The sequence below is a fragment of the Enterobacter sp. JBIWA005 genome (assembly GCF_019968805.1).
Taxonomy (GTDB): Bacteria; Pseudomonadota; Gammaproteobacteria; order Enterobacterales; family Enterobacteriaceae; genus Enterobacter; species Enterobacter vonholyi.
On sequence record NZ_CP074159.1, the window covers coordinates 2,210,061 to 2,228,053 of the forward strand.

The 17,993-nt window shown below is 57.2% G+C and carries 18 protein-coding genes; 8 read left to right on the forward strand and 10 right to left on the reverse strand.

Features of this window, described 5'->3' with window-relative positions:
* Both KGP22_RS10465 and KGP22_RS10470 read left to right on the forward strand, forming a co-directional pair.
* Positions 1 to 519, forward strand: coding sequence for a 2-oxo-tetronate isomerase (locus KGP22_RS10465; protein WP_111964644.1), 519 nt, complete (start codon positions 1 to 3; stop codon positions 517 to 519).
* A 17-nt stretch (positions 520 to 536) separates the two neighbouring features.
* Positions 537 to 1,523, forward strand: coding sequence for an SDR family oxidoreductase (locus KGP22_RS10470; protein ID WP_223582224.1), 987 nt, complete (start codon positions 537 to 539; stop codon positions 1,521 to 1,523).
* Here KGP22_RS10470 and KGP22_RS10475 read toward each other — a convergent pair whose 3' ends face one another.
* The 8 genes from KGP22_RS10475 to KGP22_RS10510 form a co-directional block, all read right to left on the reverse strand.
* Entirely contained in the window at positions 1,524 to 3,149 is a 1,626-nt protein-coding gene (locus KGP22_RS10475) for an alpha-amylase family protein (RefSeq protein WP_111964642.1), read from the reverse strand.
* Positions 3,150 to 3,157: 8 nt separating this feature from the next.
* Positions 3,158 to 4,168, reverse strand: a complete 1,011-nt coding sequence (gene cydB, locus KGP22_RS10480) for a cytochrome d ubiquinol oxidase subunit II (RefSeq protein WP_111964641.1) — start codon at positions 4,166 to 4,168, stop codon at positions 3,158 to 3,160.
* Complete coding sequence (locus tag KGP22_RS10485) at positions 4,168 to 5,571, reverse strand: cytochrome ubiquinol oxidase subunit I (RefSeq protein WP_143345098.1); 1,404 nt, start codon at positions 5,569 to 5,571, stop codon at positions 4,168 to 4,170. Before KGP22_RS10485 ends, cydB begins: the two co-directional genes overlap by 1 nt.
* Positions 5,572 to 5,638: 67 nt before the next feature.
* Complete coding sequence (locus KGP22_RS10490; RefSeq protein WP_008502274.1) at positions 5,639 to 6,511, reverse strand: manganese catalase family protein; 873 nt, start codon at positions 6,509 to 6,511, stop codon at positions 5,639 to 5,641.
* 17 nt (positions 6,512 to 6,528) lie between these two features.
* On the reverse strand, positions 6,529 to 7,035 hold the full coding sequence (locus tag KGP22_RS10495) for a ferritin-like domain-containing protein (protein ID WP_014883791.1): 507 nt from the start codon (positions 7,033 to 7,035) through the stop codon (positions 6,529 to 6,531).
* Between the two features lie 25 nt (positions 7,036 to 7,060).
* Complete coding sequence (locus tag KGP22_RS10500; protein WP_111964639.1) at positions 7,061 to 7,264, reverse strand: hypothetical protein; 204 nt, start codon at positions 7,262 to 7,264, stop codon at positions 7,061 to 7,063.
* A 23-nt stretch (positions 7,265 to 7,287) separates the two neighbouring features.
* Complete coding sequence (locus tag KGP22_RS10505) at positions 7,288 to 7,782, reverse strand: ferritin-like domain-containing protein (RefSeq protein ID WP_111964638.1); 495 nt, start codon at positions 7,780 to 7,782, stop codon at positions 7,288 to 7,290.
* A gap of 94 nt (positions 7,783 to 7,876) precedes the next feature.
* Positions 7,877 to 8,062 (reverse strand): general stress protein, encoded by a 186-nt coding sequence (locus KGP22_RS10510; protein ID WP_004150795.1) that lies wholly within the window; start codon positions 8,060 to 8,062, stop codon positions 7,877 to 7,879.
* Between the two features lie 530 nt (positions 8,063 to 8,592).
* On the opposite strand from KGP22_RS10510, the gene KGP22_RS10515 reads away from it, so the two are divergent.
* Both KGP22_RS10515 and KGP22_RS10520 read left to right on the forward strand, forming a co-directional pair.
* Positions 8,593 to 9,936 carry a VOC family protein gene (locus KGP22_RS10515; RefSeq protein WP_111964637.1) on the forward strand — a complete coding sequence of 448 codons (1,344 nt, stop codon included), beginning with the start codon at positions 8,593 to 8,595 and terminating at the stop codon, positions 9,934 to 9,936.
* Positions 9,937 to 9,979: 43 nt separating this feature from the next.
* A complete protein-coding gene (locus tag KGP22_RS10520; RefSeq protein ID WP_223582226.1) occupies positions 9,980 to 11,485 on the forward strand; it encodes a carboxylesterase/lipase family protein in 1,506 nt (501 codons plus the stop codon).
* On the opposite strand, the gene KGP22_RS10525 is transcribed toward KGP22_RS10520, so the two are convergent.
* A complete protein-coding gene (locus tag KGP22_RS10525; protein ID WP_223582228.1) occupies positions 11,472 to 12,314 on the reverse strand; it encodes a LysR family transcriptional regulator in 843 nt (280 codons plus the stop codon). The genes KGP22_RS10520 and KGP22_RS10525 overlap by 14 nt on opposite strands.
* A gap of 114 nt (positions 12,315 to 12,428) precedes the next feature.
* On the opposite strand from KGP22_RS10525, the gene KGP22_RS10530 reads away from it, so the two are divergent.
* From KGP22_RS10530 to rimL, 4 genes are all read left to right on the forward strand, one after another.
* Complete coding sequence (locus KGP22_RS10530) at positions 12,429 to 13,598, forward strand: pyridoxal phosphate-dependent aminotransferase (protein ID WP_111964634.1); 1,170 nt, start codon at positions 12,429 to 12,431, stop codon at positions 13,596 to 13,598.
* Positions 13,599 to 13,620: 22 nt separating this feature from the next.
* Positions 13,621 to 14,394: a transporter substrate-binding domain-containing protein gene (locus KGP22_RS10535; protein ID WP_021242531.1), complete on the forward strand. Its 774-nt coding sequence runs from the start codon at positions 13,621 to 13,623 to the stop codon at positions 14,392 to 14,394.
* Positions 14,395 to 14,636: 242 nt separating this feature from the next.
* Entirely contained in the window at positions 14,637 to 16,292 is a 1,656-nt protein-coding gene (locus KGP22_RS10540) for a glucan biosynthesis protein (protein WP_111964632.1), read from the forward strand.
* 45 nt (positions 16,293 to 16,337) lie between these two features.
* Positions 16,338 to 16,886: a 50S ribosomal protein L7/L12-serine acetyltransferase gene (gene rimL / locus KGP22_RS10545; RefSeq protein WP_223582230.1), complete on the forward strand. Its 549-nt coding sequence runs from the start codon at positions 16,338 to 16,340 to the stop codon at positions 16,884 to 16,886.
* Here the strand turns inward: rimL and ydcK are convergent.
* Positions 16,881 to 17,861, reverse strand: coding sequence for a YdcK family protein (gene ydcK, locus KGP22_RS10550; protein WP_223582232.1), 981 nt, complete (start codon positions 17,859 to 17,861; stop codon positions 16,881 to 16,883). The two genes, rimL and ydcK, sit on opposite strands and share 6 nt — an antisense overlap.
* Positions 17,862 to 17,993 lie beyond the last annotated feature (132 nt).

Sequence of the window (17,993 nt, forward strand, 5' to 3'; positions counted from 1 at the left end):
ATGAGCAATCTTTTTCACGACAACAATTATACCGTGGGTGAACTGACGAAAAAACTGGCGAGCAAATTAACCGATCTCGGGCTTCGCTTAACCACGGCGGAATCCTGCACCGGCGGAAAGCTATCGGTAGCGCTCTGTGCCGAAGAGAACACGGCCGATTTTTATGATGTTGGCCTGGTCGTTTTCAGCGACGAAGCCAAAGCGCGGATCCTTGGCGTTCGTCCTGAGACGCTCGCGCGCTACACCGCCGTCAGTGAGCAGACGGTTACCGAGATGGCTGCCAGCATCCGCGACATCGCCCAGGCGGATATCAGCATCGCCATCAGCGGCTATGCAGGCCCTGAAGGGGGTGACGATGGCACGGCGGCGGGGACGGTCTGCTTTGCGTGGAACATCCGCGGCGAGACGCAAACCCGCACCGTACTTTTCTCCGGAGACTGTCAGGACGTGGTGGAAAAAGCGGTGCATTTTTCGCTGGCCGAGCTGGTGACAGCATTGTCGGACGGAAATAACGGATAAACTCACGTGGAGGTTCTATGGCTGTCATAGTCATTACCGGTGGGACGGCGGGCGTGGGAAAAGCCACGGCGCTGCGCTTCGCAAAAGCAGGTTACGATGTCGGCCTTATCGCCCGCGATGAGGCCAGCCTGCACTCAACCCAGGAAGAGCTGCGCCGCTTCGGCGTGAATGCGCACGCCGTGCAGGCGGACGTCGCCGACAGTCAGGCGGTGGTGGATGCGGCTAACGAGATTGAGTATCGCCTCGGCGCGATTGATGTCTGGGTGAACAACGCCATGGGGGCCGTGCTGGCGCCGTTTCGTACCCTTACGCCGGACGAGTTTCGGCGCGTGACAGAGGTGACATACCTCGGCTACGTGAACGGCACCCGCGCAGCTCTCGAGCTCATGGTTCCGCGCGACAGGGGCGTGATTATCCAGGTAGGGTCTGCGCTGGCCTACCGTTCCATTCCGCTGCAGTCCGCCTACTGCGGTGCCAAAGCGGCGATCCGCGGGTTCACCGATGCGGTGCGTACCGAGCTGATGCATGAGAACAGCCGGGTTCAGCTTTCGATGGTGCAGATGCCGGGGCTCAATACGCCGCAGTTCGAATGGGCAAGGAACAAGTTCGCCTGGGCGATGCGCCCGGTACCGCCGGTGTTCGAGCCTGAAGTCGCCGCCAGCGCCATCTTCAGGGCGGCGCAAAAACCGGTGCGCGAGCTGTGGGTTGGCAGCAGCACCATTCAGTCGATTGTCGGGCAGTTCCTCTTCCCGGGTTTTCTGGACAGGCTGATGGTCAAGAAAGCCTGGGAAGGCCAGATGACCGACGATCTGAACGCGCCGGACCGTCGGGATTATCTCGACCAGCCGGTTAACGACCTGCACAAAATCCATGGCCGTTTCACTGATGAAGCGAAAACTCGCGCGTCGTCCGTGACCTCCGGTATGCCGGGCAAAGTGGCGTTAGGGGCCCTTGCGGTGGCGGGTATTGTGTTGACGCGTTTACTCACCCGCCGGAAACCGTAATCAGCGCAGCGCGCTGCGGTGCGTCCAGAACCAGCGATAGCCGTAGCCGCCAAGGCTGAGCTCAACGGTTTTACCGCAAACCAGCGCGTCATCGTAGCGTTTGTCCGCAAGACAGGCGGTCCAGGTGGCGTTGCGGATCCCCTTCACGGTGAACTGCACCGGCTGGTCGCTGAAGTTAACAAAGGTCAGGATGCTGCGTTCTTCGGTCTCGTAATAGATCCCCAGTACCGCGTCACGATCGATCGTGAGGAGCCGAAAGGGCGCAACGGCGATTTCGGGGAACTCCGAGCGGGTATTGGCGATATCAATGATCCGGTGCAGAAGCGAGTTGCGGTGGAGGAGCGAATCGGCGACGTTGATTTTCTGATAGCGATAAGGGCCGCGGTCGATAATCGGCGCGATAAATTCTTTCGGGTCGGCTGCCGAAAAACCGCCGCCTTGCGATCCCGCCCACTGCATCGGGGTGCGCACAGCGTAGCGCTCCTCCAGCTCGAGGTCATCCCCCATGCCGATCTCATCACCGTAGCGCATCACCGGAACGCCGGGCAGGGAAAAAAGCACCGCATGGCAGAACGCCAGTCGCTTCAGATCGCCGTTTAGCATCGGCGCCAGGCGGCGGCGGATCCCGCGCTGATAGACGTTCATCTCCTCTTCAGGGGCGAAGGTATCGAGGACAAACTGTTTGTCTTTCTGGCTGATGCCCTCCAGATCCAGCTCGTCGTGATTGCGCAGCCAGTTGGCAAAACAGCATGAATCGGGCGGGACGATCATCTTCTTCACCGCGTTGCGCAGCGGACGGGCGCTTTTGCGGGCCAGGCTGACGTAAAAATATTTGTTGAGCCAGAAGTTGAGCACCAGATTCAGGCGGTCATTATTGCCAAAGTAGTCCTGATAGGCCTCCACCTCAACGTCGACCTCACCCAGCAGGATCGCGTCCGGGTTGTGTTGCTCGATAAGACGACGCATATGCTCGAGGATCCACAGGCCCTTTTTTTCATCACCGTTTCCCGCCTGGGTGGTCAGGTGAGATGCGGCATCCAGTCGAAATCCCGACACGCCCAGCTTGAGCCAGAAGAGGATGATGTTCTCAATCTCTTTCAGCACCACGGGCGAGGTCAGATTCAGATCCGGTTCGTGGCGATAGAACATGTGCCGGTAGTATTGTCCCGCCTCGTCGTCCCAGCTCCAGATGCTCTTTTCGACGCCGGGAAACATGGGGGGCGTATCGTCCTCGTCGTTATCTGACCAGAGGTAGTAATCCCGGTAGGGTGATGCCGGGTTGCGGCGTGCCTGCTGGAACCAGGGATGCGCGTCGGAGGTGTGCTGGATCAGCAGCTCGATAATGACCTGCATGCCCAGCTCGCGGGCCTGTTCGATAAAGGCGATGATATCGGCCAGCTTTCCGAAGCGGGGGTCCACCTGTAGATGGTCGCTGACGTCATAGCCTTCATCGAGAAAGGGCGTGAGGTAAAACGGTGTGATCCAGATAACCGTCGCCCCCATGCGGCGAATGTACCGCAGCTTGGCCGCTATCCCGGCGATGTCCCCGCAGCCATCGCCGTTCAGATCATAAAAGAGTGCGGTATCAATCTGGTAAATAATGGCCCGTGTATGCCAGTCCGTCATAGCGTGCCTCAGTGATAGCCTTCAGTATCCGAAACCTTGCCCCGGAAAACGTAGTAGCTCCAGGCGGTGTATACCAGGATCACCGGAATAATCAGTAACGTCCCAACCAGCATAAACAGCTGGCTGGCAGGCGGAGCTGCGGCCTCCCACAGGGTGATGCGCGGCGGGATAATGTTCGGCCAGAGGCTGATACCCAGCCCGCTGAACCCGAGGAAGATCAGCCCCAGCGTCAGCAGGAAAGGGCGCGCGTGGCTGTCCGGATTGCGGGTCAGGCGCCAGATCAGCACGCTGAAAATGCCGACCAGCAGCGGAACCGGCAGGAACCAGAAGAAGTTGGGCAGGCTAAACCAGCGGTCGGCGACGTACTGCCAGCCGAGCGGGGTCCAGACGCTGACCACCGCGATAACCACCATCAGCGCCAGCAGCACGTGGCGGGTCAGTTCGCGCATGCGTTGTTGCAGCGCGCCTTCGCTTTTCATAATGAGCCAGGTGGTGCCCAGCAGCGTGTAGGCGACGACCAGACCGATGCCGCAGAAGAGGTTAAAGGGCGTGAACCAGTCCAGCGCCGAGCCGACAAAACGTCGGCCCTCCACGTCAAAGCCGTTGATCACGGCGCCCACCACCACGCCCTGGCTGAAGGTAGCGAGCAGGGAGCCGCCGGCGAAGGAGTAGTCCCAGAATTTGCGGTGTGAGGGGGTGGCTTTGAATCGGAACTCAAAGGCGACGCCGCGAAAGATGAGGCCGATCAGCATTGCGGTGAGCGGGATCGTCAGCGCATCAATAATGACCGCATAGGCCAGCGGAAACGCGCCGAAAAGCCCCGCGCCGCCGAGGACAAGCCAGGTCTCGTTGCCGTCCCAGACGGGCGCCACGCTGTTGACCATCACATCGCGCTCTTTCGCATCGCCCACGAAGTTAAACAGCAGGCCAATCCCCAGGTCGAAGCCGTCCATAATGATATACATCAGCGTGGCAAACACGATGATGGCAAACCAAATCACCGAGATATCGACGCCCATCAGATTCTCTCCTCTTCCGGAACAGACTCCGCTGCAGACAGCGGACGGGCTGGCGTGCCCGAGGTGTTTGACGTCAGCGTATCGACGGGCTGAGGACCTTTCTTAATCAGCCGGATAAGATAAACATAGCCCACGCCAAATACGGATGAGTAGACGACGAAGAACGCAAGCAGGCTGATGCTCATCTGCAGGGTGCTGTGCAGCGATACCGCGTCGATGGTGCGCAGGTAGCCATAGACGACCCACGGCTGACGGCCCACTTCGGTGGTCACCCAGCCGGCGAGCAGCGCCAGCAGCCCGGCAGGCCCCATGCAGAGGGCAAACCAGTGGAACGGACGCGAGTGGTAAAGTCGATGACGATAGCGCAGCCAGAGGCTGACCAGACCGAGGGTAATCATCAGCAGCCCCATCCCGACCATCACGCGGAACGACCAGAAAACGATGGTCGAGTTTGGGCGATCCTCTTTCGGGAAGTCTTTCAGCGCGGGGACCTGTTTATCCAGACTGTGCGTCAGGATCAGGCTGCCGAGTGCGGGGATTTCCAGGCCGTATTTGGTGCGCTCTTCCTCCATATCCGGCAGGCCAAACAGCAGCAGCGGGGTGGCCTCACCGGGGGGATTTTCCCAGTGACCCTCAATGGCGGCAATTTTCGCCGGCTGATGCTCAAGCGTGTTCAGGCCGTGCATATCGCCCACCACCGCCTGAATGGGCGCGACCAGCAGCGCCATCCACATCGCCATCGAAAACATGGTGCGAACGGCTGGCGTATCGTTCCCGCGCAGCAGGTGCCAGGCGCCCGACGCGCCGACAAACAGCGCGCTGCTCAGGAACGCGGCGATAGCCATATGAATAAGACGGTAAGGGAAGGATGGGTTAAAAACGATGGCCAGCCAGTCCTGCGGGATAACCTGCCCATTTTCGATAGTGAAACCCTGCGGCGTATGCATCCAGCTGTTGGAGGCGAGGATCCAGAAGGTCGACATTAGCGTGCCGAGCGCCACCATGCAGGTCGAAAAGAAGTGCAGGCCCGGCCCGACCTTGTTCCAGCCGAACATCATAACGCCGAGGAATCCGGCCTCCAGGAAGAAGGCGGTTAACACCTCATAGGTCAGAAGCGGGCCGGTAATGCTGCCCGCGAACTGGGAGAACCCGCTCCAGTTGGTGCCAAACTGATACGCCATAACCAGCCCGGAAACGACGCCCATGCCGAAGTTAACGGCAAATATCTTTAGCCAGAAGTGGTATAGCGATCGCCAGACGTCGTTTTTGGTGCGCAGCCACATGCCTTCCAGCACCACCAGATAGCTGGCGAGGCCGATGGTGATCGCGGGAAAAAGGATATGGAACGAGACGGTAAAAGCGAACTGAATTCTGGCCAGATGAAATGCATCGAGTTCGAACATGGTCCGTACCTCTGAGACGATGGGGCACGCGACTTGCCGGGCAGTTCAGGACTGCCCGGCAAACCGATTACGGTTTAGTCTTACCGGCACCCAGCTCGGCACCGGTCAGCGGGTCGGAATGTGGATCGGACTTCGTGCGGGCAGACATCGCCTTAACCAGGGTTGCCTGCTCGGTTGTGAGCGTCACGCTGGCACTGCCATCGCCGCCGTCAACCGCAGGCTGGGGGGACTCAACGTAATCGAAATGTTTATCGCTGTTCCAGCTTCCGCGAACCTCTCCACCTTCAGACATATTGTAGTACTTGTTGGTGAATTCCTCGATTGGCGGCAGTTTTCCCGGCGGGAAATTATTACGGATGGACTGCAGCGCCTTTTCAAAGGAGAGCTGATGCGCCGCCTCACGCGTCATCAGAAACGCCAGCGCGTCCTTAACGCCGGGATCGTCGGTCACGTTGATCAGCCGTTCATAGATGATTTTGGCTCTGGCTTCGGCCGCCACGTTCGAACGCAGATCCGCCGTCGGCTCGCCAATGGTGTCGACGTAGGCCGCCGTCCAGGGCACGCCCGCTGAGTTGGTGAGCGGCGTACCGCCGCCGTAGAGCAGGGAGGTGATGTGGCTGTCATTCCCGTTTTCGGTCATGGAGCGATACAGCTCGGCCTCATTTTCCACCCCTTCCGCCAGCGCGCCCTTGGCACCTTTATTCAGCATGCCGACCAGGGTGCCGATAATTTCGAGGTGGCTTAACTCCTCGGTTGCGATATCCATCAGCATATCCTTACGGCCCGGATCGTCATCGCTCAACCCTTGCGTAAAGTACCTACAGGCGGCGGCCAGTTCACCCTGCGGCCCGCCAAATTGTTCCAGTAAAAGGTTGGCAAGGCCGGGATTAGGTTCGGCGACGCGAACCGTGTATTGCAGCTGTTTGACGTGTCGAAACATGCTCACTCTCCTGTGGGTTATTTTTTCGCTTCGACACCCGACGCGTCTGAACGCAGCAGGAACTGTTCCGTCGTTTGCGGGATATGACGAATCAGCCAGTCGGCCATTTCGCGCTCTTCGGCTAGGATCGTCTCAATAGCGGGTATTGAAGCGGTATCGCCCGCTTTTTTCGCCGCCGCGAGCAGGGAGGTATAGCAGGCGATTTCAAACTGTTCAAAAACATAGCCGCTGATTGAGCCCTTCACGATTTCGTCGGAAGGGAACATGCCGCCGATGGATTGTCCCAGCGCCGCCATTTTGCTCATCGAGTCTTTTAAGACCGAACGAGAAATATCATTACGGTCGAGGATTTCCTCCAGCAATGTGATTTGCCGTTTTGTCTCATTAATATGTTGCTCAATTCTGGCGCGAACATCAGGATAATTATCGATACGGCTGGCCATGGATTCCAGCATTGATTCGGCTTGCTTTTCCATTGCATGGGCATCGCGTAGCCAGTCATGGTAGTGTTCTACGTGATTCATGATTGTATCCTCATTAGGGGTTCGCTTATTTGTTCTCACTTTCAGCAGCCTGATCGGCACGTGCGGCACTGTAGCCAGATAAATGGCCGACAATATTGGCATAAATACTGATGATAATGACCCATAGCACGCTGTTCTTCCACCATATTACGGAAGGAATAGCGAGAATGAACCATATTATTGCTGCCGCTAAATGGCACCGTTTAATTGTCCTGGGACTGATGCTCATTTTATTTAACCTGTGTTATAGCGTCATTTTTGCGCTTTTTGGTTAATATTGCCTACGGCCAGATCGGTGAGTTTCAGGTCGGTCTCTTTTTCTTCTTCCAGGGTTTCGGCAAGAAGCTTAACGGCTTTTTTATAGCCCAGTTGTTCTGCTAATGTGGCAAGGGTGCCGTAGCTGGCTATTTCATAATGCTCGACTTTTTGCGCAGCGGCAATTAAGGCAGCATCACGCACTTCATTTTTTTCCGTACTTTCGATAACTTCGTTGGCTTCTTCAATTAAGCCTTCCATCGCCACGCACTTCATGCGTTTAATCTTAATTCCTTCTTCCTGTTCGACGATCTGGTCGATACGTTCGATCTGACCCTGCGTCTCCTCAAGGTGCGCGGTAAAGGCTGCGCTCAGCTTCTCGCTGGACGCGGCGCGGGCAAGCTTGCTAAGCGCGCGAGTCAGCTGCTTTTCCGCACTGTAGGTGTCCGAGAGAAGATGAATAAATACATCCTCAACACTTTTCATATTCATAATAATTACGCTCCGGTAAAATAAAGAATGGGTACTGCGAGCTTTTCAGCCCGCAGCATGCTCTCTGGTTTTATTAAAAGAGTACTAAATAAGATCAGGAGTTATCAGATTTACGGCCTCCGCCGTGACTGTTCTGTCCCCCTTTCTTACCCGCTTCAGATGCGCGTTGCGGATCGTTTTTAAAATTACCACCGCTATGCTGGCCACCTTTACGTCCAGCTTCTGATGCTTTTTCACGGTCTTCAGCGAAATTACCGGAACCACCACGATGCTCTGCCATATTAAACCTCATAGTCATATATTGGTTATGTCAGTACGATACGAAAATATTTCCGTATCACTCGTCGTTCGAGTAATAACTCTAGTCGCTGTGCGGCATCCGTCAAATGCATTTGGCTATTTGCGGTTGCGTTATTTTTAAATATTTGTAAATTTGCGCTTCGCTTGAGCTGGAAATATGGATAGACAGGAAGGACTTGTAAACAACTGTTCAGATTATTCCTAACTTTGAGCTAAAAATTTGAAAGCTGAGGATAAAAATAATGACGCGTTAAAATTGGTTGATTTGCCGTCAGAGGAAAATAAAAAAATACTCCTTTATAGCTAGAAAGCGAAACCCTAAATAATTATAAGGAAAATCCTGGATAAAAAGCGTCGGGCACGAAATGGCGGTTTCGTTGAGGCTTGTTAAGAGGCCAGTCGCACACGGTTTGACCACTGTCGTCTTAAGATCACAAATCAGAAATCTTTCCCCCCGGAAGGAACGGGTTTCTCTACACTCCAGGTAATATTCACTGGAGGCATGACATCATGGCGAACACCATCACGGCTGATGACATTCGGGAACACTTTTCGCAGGCTATGTCGGCGATGTACCAGCAGGAAGTTCCGCAGTACGGCACCTTGCTTGAACTGGTAGCGGACGTAAACCTGGCGGTGCTGGAAAATAACCCACTATTACATGAACAACTGGCAAACGCCGATGAGCTTGCGCGCCTGAACGTGGAGCGTCACGGGGCAATTCGCGTTGGCAGTGCGCAAGAGCTTTCAACCCTGCGCCGTATGTTTGCCATCATGGGCATGTACCCGGTCAGCTATTACGATCTCTCCCAGGCGGGGGTGCCGGTTCACTCAACGGCGTTTCGCCCGATCGATGATGCGGCGCTGTGCCGTAATCCGTTCCGCATCTTTACTTCGCTGCTGCGCCTTGAGCTGATTGAAAACGTCGCGCTGCGCGAACGGGCGGCGGAAATCCTGTCTCACCGGAACATCTTCACCCCGCGCTGTCTGGCGCTTCTCGATCTGTATGAATCAGAAGGGCACTTTACTGACGAGCAGGCGCACGAGTTTGTGCAGGAAGCGCTGGAAACCTTCCGCTGGCACCGTCACGCGACGGTCGATCAGGAAACCTATCTTGCGCTCCACAACGAGCACCGGCTGATTGCCGACGTGGTCTGCTTCCCCGGCTGCCACATTAACCACCTCACGCCGCGCACGCTGGATATTGATCGGGTGCAGGAGCTGATGCCGAAGTACGGTATCGAGCCGAAAATTCTGATAGAAGGCCCGCCGCGTCGCGAGGTGCCCGTCCTGCTGCGTCAAACCAGCTTCAAGGCGCTGGAAGAGCCGGTGCTGTTTGCCGGGGAACATAAGGGCACCCACACCGCGCGCTTCGGTGAGATTGAACAGCGCGGCGTGGCGCTGACCCCGAAAGGCCGGGAACTGTACGATAGCCTGCTTGCCCAGGCAGGCACCGGCAAAGATAACCTGACCCACCAGCTGCATCTGCAGGAGATCTTTAGCGCCTTCCCGGACAGCGAACTGTTGATGCGCCGTCAGGAGCTGGCGTATTTCCGCTATCGCCTGACGCCTGCGGGTGAAGCGCATCGCCATGCGTTCCGGCCGGGAGACGATCCGCAGCCGCTGATCGAGCGCGGATGGGTGGTTGCCCAGCCGATCACCTACGAAGATTTCCTCCCGGTTAGCGCCGCGGGGATTTTCCAGTCCAATCTCGGGAATGAAACACAGGCCCGCAGCCACGGTAACGCCAGCCGCGATGCGTTTGAAGACGCGCTGGGCTGCCCGGTGTATGACGAGTTTACCCTCTACCAGGAGGCTGAAACGCGCAGCAAACAGCGTTGCGGTTTGCTCTGAAATCGTTACTCTGCTGGGGTGTGATGGAAAAAATAAGGTCGTTATGCAAAATCCTTCCGCCCCTGTGGTTGAAACGCGCCAGGGCGCACTCTCTGGTTTAACCGATGAAAATGTCCACGTCTGGTGCGGTATTCCTTATGCTGCACCGCCCGTGGGCGAGTGGCGCTGGCGCTCCCCGCGGCCCCCTGAGCCGTGGGATGGCGTTCGCGAGGCCACCGCCTTTTCGGCCTCAAGCTGGCAAAGCAGCGAATATTGTCAGGAGCTGGGCGGGGGCGATCCCGGTCAGTTCTCGGAAGACTGTCTTTATCTGAACGTCTGGTCCCCCAAAGAGCGCGCCGGGGCGCTTCCGGTTATGGTCTGGCTGCACGGTGGTGGCTTTACCATTGGCGCGGGGGGGTTACCGCCCTATAGCGGTAAAGCGCTGGCTACGCGAGGCGTTGTTGTCGTGACGATCAACTACCGTCTCGGCCATCTCGGCTTTTTCGCCCATCCCGCGCTGGAGGGCGAGGAAGATCGCGTGGTGCATAATTTTGCATTGCTGGATCAGATCGCCGCGCTCGAATGGGTTAGGGACAATATCACCGCATTTGGTGGCGACCCCGCTAACGTGACCCTGTTTGGCGAATCCGCCGGTGCGCGCAGCGTGCTTTCTCTGCTGGCATCGCCCCTGGCGGCTGGCTTGTTCCATAAGGCTATTGTGCAAAGCGGGTACACCTTGCCGGACACGCCGCGCGAGCAGGCGCTGCAAAAAGGGGAGGCGCTGGCCGCCCATTTTGGCCTGGAGAAGGCGACTGCTGAGCAGCTGCGCGCCATTCCTCCCGAGGCGTTCTGGCCGTTAACCGCGCCGCTGAACGTCGCACCGGCGCCCATCGTCGGGGACTGCGTTCTGCCCGAAGCGATGCTGGACGTCTTTTTCGCTGCCCGCCAGCATCCCGTACCGGTGATGATTGGGTCGAACAGCGATGAGGCCAGCGTAATGGCGGTGTTTGGCATCGATCTCGCCGGGCAAATCCAGAAGCTCCGCCGGGAGCGGCGCTTCGGACTGGGGCTGATTAAGCTGCTCTACCCTGGCGTCAAAGGCGATGAAGAGCTGGGGAGGCAGGTGTGCCGCGACATGGCGTTCACCACGATGGGCTACGTCGTGATGCAGGCTCAGCAGCGCGTCGGCGGATTGTGCTGGCGCTACTGGTTTGACTATGTCGCGGAAGCGGAACATGCCACCTATATCAACGGTGCCTGGCACGGCAACGAGGTTCCCTACGTCTTTGATACGTTAGGTCAGGTAGAGCCTTCACGTCAGTACGTCAACGAACGGGATCTGCAGTTTGCTGCCCACGTGGCCGATTACTGGGTGAGCTTTGCGCGTGACGCTGGTCCTCGCGAGATCCTGCCCGGGCCGACGCACTGGCCCGCATGCCGAAAAGGGCGGGACGTTTTGTTACGCATTGGCGTGAATAAACATGCAGGTTTTCGGCTTGAAAACCGCTTTATGCGCGCCCGCATGAGCCTCTTCAAACGGGTGATGAAGCACCACGTCAGCCTCGATTAAGCAAACAGGCGCGAAACGCCGCCAGTCCGTTTTCCTCGCCTGGCGTTTCGCGCAGCACCAGCCGGTAGCTGGCGCCGGTTTTTATGCTGGTTTCATAAGGCCGCATCAGTCTCCCCGCGCGGACATCTTCGGCCACCAGCGTTTCGTCGGCAATGGCAACGCCCAGCCCCTGAATGGCGGCCGTGATGGCCAGATCCATCGTGTCGAAGTGTTGATTTTTGTGCATAGCAAAGCCCGGACCTTCCTGTTTCGTCAGCCACAGCGACCAGTCTGTCTTATCTCTTGTGGGGTGCAGGAACGTCAGCGATCCCAGCATTGCGCACGACCGCACCGGGCTTATCACCGGGGTGAGCGCCTCTTCGAACAGCAGGTCGCCTGCGCTCATGTGCGTCCCGAACACGATGGCCGCGTCGTAAGATTCGGTTTTGAAATTGACGTTGTGATCGGTAGTGGTGGTCAGGGCGATCTGCAGATCCGGCTGCTCACGCTCCACCTCCAGCAGGCGCGGCACCAGCCAGCGCATGGCGCAGGTGGGTGCCTTGAGCCGGATCACGGTCTGCTGGCTGCGGGCCTGGTCGGCCACGGTCAGCAATTGTTCAAAAGCAGACTGCAGCTCCGGAAGCAGGGCGCTGCCCTGCGAAGAGAGGCGCAGGCCGCGCGCGTGGCGTTCAAAAAGCGGAAAGCCAAACCACGCTTCAAGGGACGCGATCTTGCGGCTCACGGCCCCCTGCGTCAGGCAAAGTTCTGCGGCAGCATGGGTCAGATTCAGGTGACGCGCGGTGACTAAAAATGCGTCGATGGCATTGAGCGGGAGCGAACGGCGCGACATGGAAAACCCTCAGCTATGCATTTTTCTCATGGCTATTATGACAACAATTCGATTGTCCCGACAACAGAGATGTTGTTTGAATAGTTATGCAATGTCCATGAGAAGGGAAAGAGGATGACTTTACGAACGCCAGTGCAGACGCGCTCCAAACTGCCCGATGTGGGCACCACCATTTTTACCGTTATCGGCCAGCTCTCGGCGCAGCATAACGCGATTAACCTTTCTCAGGGCGCACCGAATTTTTCCTGCGACCCGAAGCTGATTGCGGGCGTCACCCGCGCAATGGAGTCGGGGCATAACCAGTATGCGGCGATGACCGGCCTGCAGCCGCTTAAAGAGCGCATTGCCGATAAAATTGCCACGCTTTACGGCACGCGCTATGACCCGGCCGGCGAGGTCCTGGTGACCGCCAGCGCCAGCGAAGGTCTCTATTCGGCGATTAGCGGGCTGGTGCACCCGGGTGATGAGGTGATTTACTTTGAGCCGTCATTTGACAGCTACGCGCCGATTGTCCGTCTGCAGGGTGCAACCCCAATTGCCATCAAGCTGACCGTGCCGGATTTTGCCGTCAACTGGGATGAGGTCCGTGCTGCTATCACCCCGCGCACGCGCATGATTATCATCAATACGCCGCACAACCCGAGCGGTCAGGTCTTTTCGGCCAACGACCTGCAGCAGCTGGCGGCGCTGACCCGCAATACCGACATCATTATTTTGTCTGACGAAGTGTATGAACACGTTGTGTTTGACGGTGAGCCGCACCACGGGATGGCCACGCACCCGCAGCTGGCGGAGCGTAGCGTGATTATTTCTTCTTTCGGAAAAACCTATCACGTCACCGGCTGGCGCGTGGGTTACTGTGTTGCACCGGCGGTGCTGATGGACGAGATTTGTAAAGTCCATCAATTTTTAATGTTCTCTGCCGATACGCCAATGCAGCACGCGTTTGCTGAACATATGGTCGACCCGCAAACCTGGCTGTCGCTGTCGGCGTTTTACCAGCGCAAGCGCGATCTGCTGCACAGTCTGCTGGCCGATTCTCCGTTTACGCTGCTGCCCAGCGCCGGATCGTTCTTCATGCTGGCGGACTACAGCCAGTTCAGCGACGAGCGCGACAGCGATCTGGTGAAACGGCTGATCGTTGAGTACGGTGTTGCCACCATTCCGCTGTCGGCGTTTTATGCGGACGGTACGGATAATAAATTGATTCGTCTCTCTTTTGCGAAAGATGAGGCGACGTTACGGGCAGGAGCTCAAGCCCTGTGTCGGGTTAAACCACGCTGAGATAGGCTCTGAGGAGTATGAGATGAAATTACGCGCGTTAGTTGTCGGCATGGGATTGCTGTGTACCTTTTCCTCCTTCGCGGCGTCCGAGCTGCGTTACGGTCTGGAAGCAGAATATCCGCCGTTTGAAAGCCGCAATGCGGCAGGCGAACTGGAAGGGTTTGACGTTGAGCTGGGGAATGCCATCTGCAAAGCGGCAGCGCTGAAGTGCAGCTGGGTGGAAACCTCGTTTGATGCGCTGATCCCGGGCCTGGTGGCGAAGAAATTCGACGCCATTAACTCGGCGATGAATATCACCGAGCAGCGCCGCAAGAGCATTGATTTTACCCAGCCTATCTACCGTATTCCGTCCCAGCTGGTGGGCAAGGCCGGTACGGCGGTAGAGGCGACGCCTGAAGGGCTGAAGGGGAAAACCATCGGCGTGCTGCAGGGCTCCATTCAGGAAACCTATGCCAAAGAGCACTGGGAAAAGCAGGGTGTCACCGTGGTGTCTTATAAAGATCAGAATATGGCCTGGGGCGATCTGCTGAATGGCCGTATCGACGCCTCGCTGGTCATGTCCGCGGCCGGGCAGGCAGGTTTCCTCAGCAAGCCGCAGGGGAAAGGGTTTGGCTTCATCGGCAAGCCGGTGTCTGACGACACTATCCTCGGCAGTGGGATCGGCTTTGGGTTGCGTAAAGGTGACGAGGCCACCAAAAAGCAGCTTGATGCCGCAATTGATAAAGTACGTGCCGACGGCACGATCGCCAAACTCGCTGATAAGTACTTCCCGGGTATCGATGTCAGCGTAAAATAACCGCCTCATTGGCCCCGGTGAACGATGTCGCGCCGGGGCATTTTTCTACACATTTTCCAGGCTTTCTTTACACCACTTTCGGGCCGTTCTGGTCGACAGAAAATATTTCTCACTTTGTTCATATAATCACCGGCCAACAATTGGATTCTTAACCATTTTTGTTTAGGCTGTGCGTTCTTTCTTGCCGTCATTTCGCCGAGCGCGGAACACATTCACACGACCATAAGGACGTTTTTCCAGGCATGAATCGCAGACGTTTTCTAAAAGGCTCGCTGGCAGTGGCAGCCCTGAGCGGCACATCCGGCCTTGCCTCCCTGTTTTCCAAAGCGGCATACGCCGCCGACTCTGACATTGCTGACGGCCAGAGCCGTCGTTTTGACTTCTCCGTACTGCAATCCATGGCGCATGACCTGGCAAAAACCCCGTGGGGTGGCGCGCCGCGCCCGCTGCCGGAGACGCTGGCCACCATGACCCCGCAGGCCTACAACGCCATCCGCTACGATGAAAAACAGTCTCTGTGGAACAACATTGAAGGGCGTCAGCTGGACGTGCAGTTCTTCCATATGGGAATGGGGTTCCGCCGTCGCGTGCGGATGTTCTCGCTGGACCAGTCGACCTCTATGGCGCGCGAGATCCACTTCCGTCCGGAGCTGTTCAGCTACGGTGAAACGGGTGTGGATACCAAACAGCTGGAAGGGCAAAGCGATCTCGGCTTTGCGGGCTTCCGCGCGTTTAAGGCGCCGGAGCTAGCGCGTCGCGATATCGTCTCCTTCCTGGGCGCGAGCTACTTCCGCGCGGTGGACGACACCTACCAGTACGGCCTTTCCGCCCGCGGCCTGGCGGTAGACACCTTCACCGACACGCCGGAAGAGTTCCCGGACTTTACCTCCTTCTGGTTTGAAACCGTCAAGCCAGGCGACACGACCTTTACCGTTTATACGCTGCTCGACAGCCCGAGCATCACGGGTGCCTATAAATTCGTGATCCACTGCGAGAAGAGCCAGGTGATCATGGAGGTGGAAAACCACCTCTACGCGCGTAAGGACATCAAGCAGCTCGGCATTGCGCCGATGACCAGCATGTTCAGCTGCGGTAATAACGAACGCCGCATGTGTGACACCATTCACCCGCAAATTCATGACTCCGACCGCCTGGCGATGTGGCGCGGCAACGGGGAGTGGATTTGTCGTCCGCTGAACAACCCGCAGAAGCTGCAGTTTAATGCCTATATGGACAAAAACCCGAAAGGGTTCGGTCTGCTGCAGCTCGATCGCGATTTCTCCCACTATCAGGACGTGATGGGGTGGTACAACAAGCGTCCAAGCCTGTGGGTGGAACCGCGTAACGACTGGGGGAAAGGCGCGGTTGGCCTGATGGAGATCCCGACCACCGGTGAAACGCTGGATAACGTGGTCTGCTTCTGGCAGCCGGAAAAAGCAGTCAAAGCGGGCGACGAGCTGGACTTCAAATATCGCCTCTACTGGAGCGCTATGCCGCCGGTGCGTTCTCCGCTGGCCAACGTCTTCGCCACCCGTACCGGCATGGGCGGGTTCCCGGAAGGCTGGGCGCCGGGCGAAAATTACCCGAAAGTGTGGGCCCGTCGCTTTGCGATAGATTTTGTCGGCGGCGATCTGAAGGCCGCTGCGCCAAAAGGCATCGAGCCGGTGATTACGCTCTCCAGCGGTGAAGCGAAGCAGGTGGAGATCCTCTACGTTGAGCCGTTTGACGGCTATCGCATTCTCTTTGACTGGTACCCGACGTCGGATTCGACGGAGCCGGTGGATATGCGTCTGTTCCTGCGCTGCCAGGGCGACGCCATCAGTGAAACCTGGCTGTACCAGTATTTCCCACCGGCGCCGGATAAACGTAACTACGTTGACGACAGGGTAATGCGTTAACGATCGATTCCCTCTCCCTCCGGGAGAGGGTTAGGGTGAGGGGCAATGACCGTAGTAAAATCCGAAATTATCCCGGTATCTGACGCTCTCGAGCTTCGCGCCGTCGAAGAGCGCTATACCGCCGACCTGCACAATCTCGTCGTCAAAAACAGAATCTTTCTGCAAACCGCCTTTGACTGGGCGCAGCACGTAGGCAGCGAAGAGGATACCCGCCGCAATGTGCAAAGTAACCAGATGCTGCACCAGCGCGGCTACGCCAAAATGTTTTTGATCTTCAAGGATGATGCGCTGGTTGGAGTACTGTCGTTCAACACGATTGAACCGACCAACAAGGCTGGGTACATCGGCTACTGGCTGGATGAAGCCCACCAGGGGCAGGGTATCCTCTCCCGGTCACTGCAGGCGTTTATGCGCTACTACGCTGAGCGCGGTCAAATCCGTCGTTTTGTGATCAAGTGTCGGGTGGCGAATCAGCACAGCAACAGCGTTGCGGTGCGCAACGGTTTTACGCTGGAAGGGTGCCTGCGGGAAGCGGAATACCTGAATGACCGCTTTGACGACGTGAATATCTACGGCAGGATTTATACCCTATAACGCACCCAGCAGCGGCGTACGGGTGATGCGCTGGTCGCCGTTAATCACTTTTTCGCCGCGCAGGTGAATGCTCTCGCCGGCAAATGCTTCAATAACCGCATCGCCGGTGATTTCAACCCGATGTTCGATCAGCACATCCCCGATGATGCGCGCGCGCCCCTGAATCACAACTTTATCATCCAGCATGATCGGCCCGCCGCGCAGCCAGGCCTGACCGCCAATCAGGACGTGATGCTTGATGACGCAGTTTCCCTCGACCACGGCATTCTCCGCAATCTGCGAGCTGTAGCGCACCGTTGGGATGGCATCTTCATCAAAGCCGGCAATCACGCGGGCGTTACCATAGACTTTTGCACAGTCGCACACCCACACGTTGTTGAGTTCGTTTCCCTCGAGGATCGCGTTGTCGAAGACTTCGGCCCGGTGTTCAACAAAGGCAAAATTAACCATCGCCTCGCCGTAGATTTGCGCCTGGTGCACAATCCTCGACTGGCTCACCGTTGCCTTATCGTAGATTTGCAGGATCTGTTCATGGTCCGGCGTCAGCCCTTTGGCAGCAATGACCACGCTGTGGTGCAGCACGCGCGCTTCGCCGTAGATATGACACTCGCCCCGCACGCAGGATTGCTGAATGGTGACGTTGTCACTTATTCGCGCCCCGTGGCTGACCTCTGCGCCGTCCAGCCAGCAGCTGTCACCGATACGGGCATCATGGCTCAGGACGCACGGCAGGGTAAGACGCGCGTTGCCGGACACGGTCGCTCCGGCGAACACCACGCTGTTTTCATCGTAGATCCAGCAGTGGCCGTCCTGCGCGAGGGCGCGCTCATCGTCAATCCAGCCGCCTCTCGTCCCGACAGTCACGTCGTTAAAGTCCGCCGTGGCGATAATCTGCCGCAGCGTAGCGGAGTGGGTGGTTTCGCCATTTTTCCATTGCCAGAGGCGGGTCTCGTCGCTAAGGCGATATTTGTTCATCTTTATTTCTCTGATAAGCGTCTTAACTAAACGTAGCAAATTTTTCGATTTTCGAGCGGCTGGCAACCAGACGGTAAACGCCTTAAAATAGCATCCAGGATGCACTTTCACTTTATGAGAACGCAGAAAAAC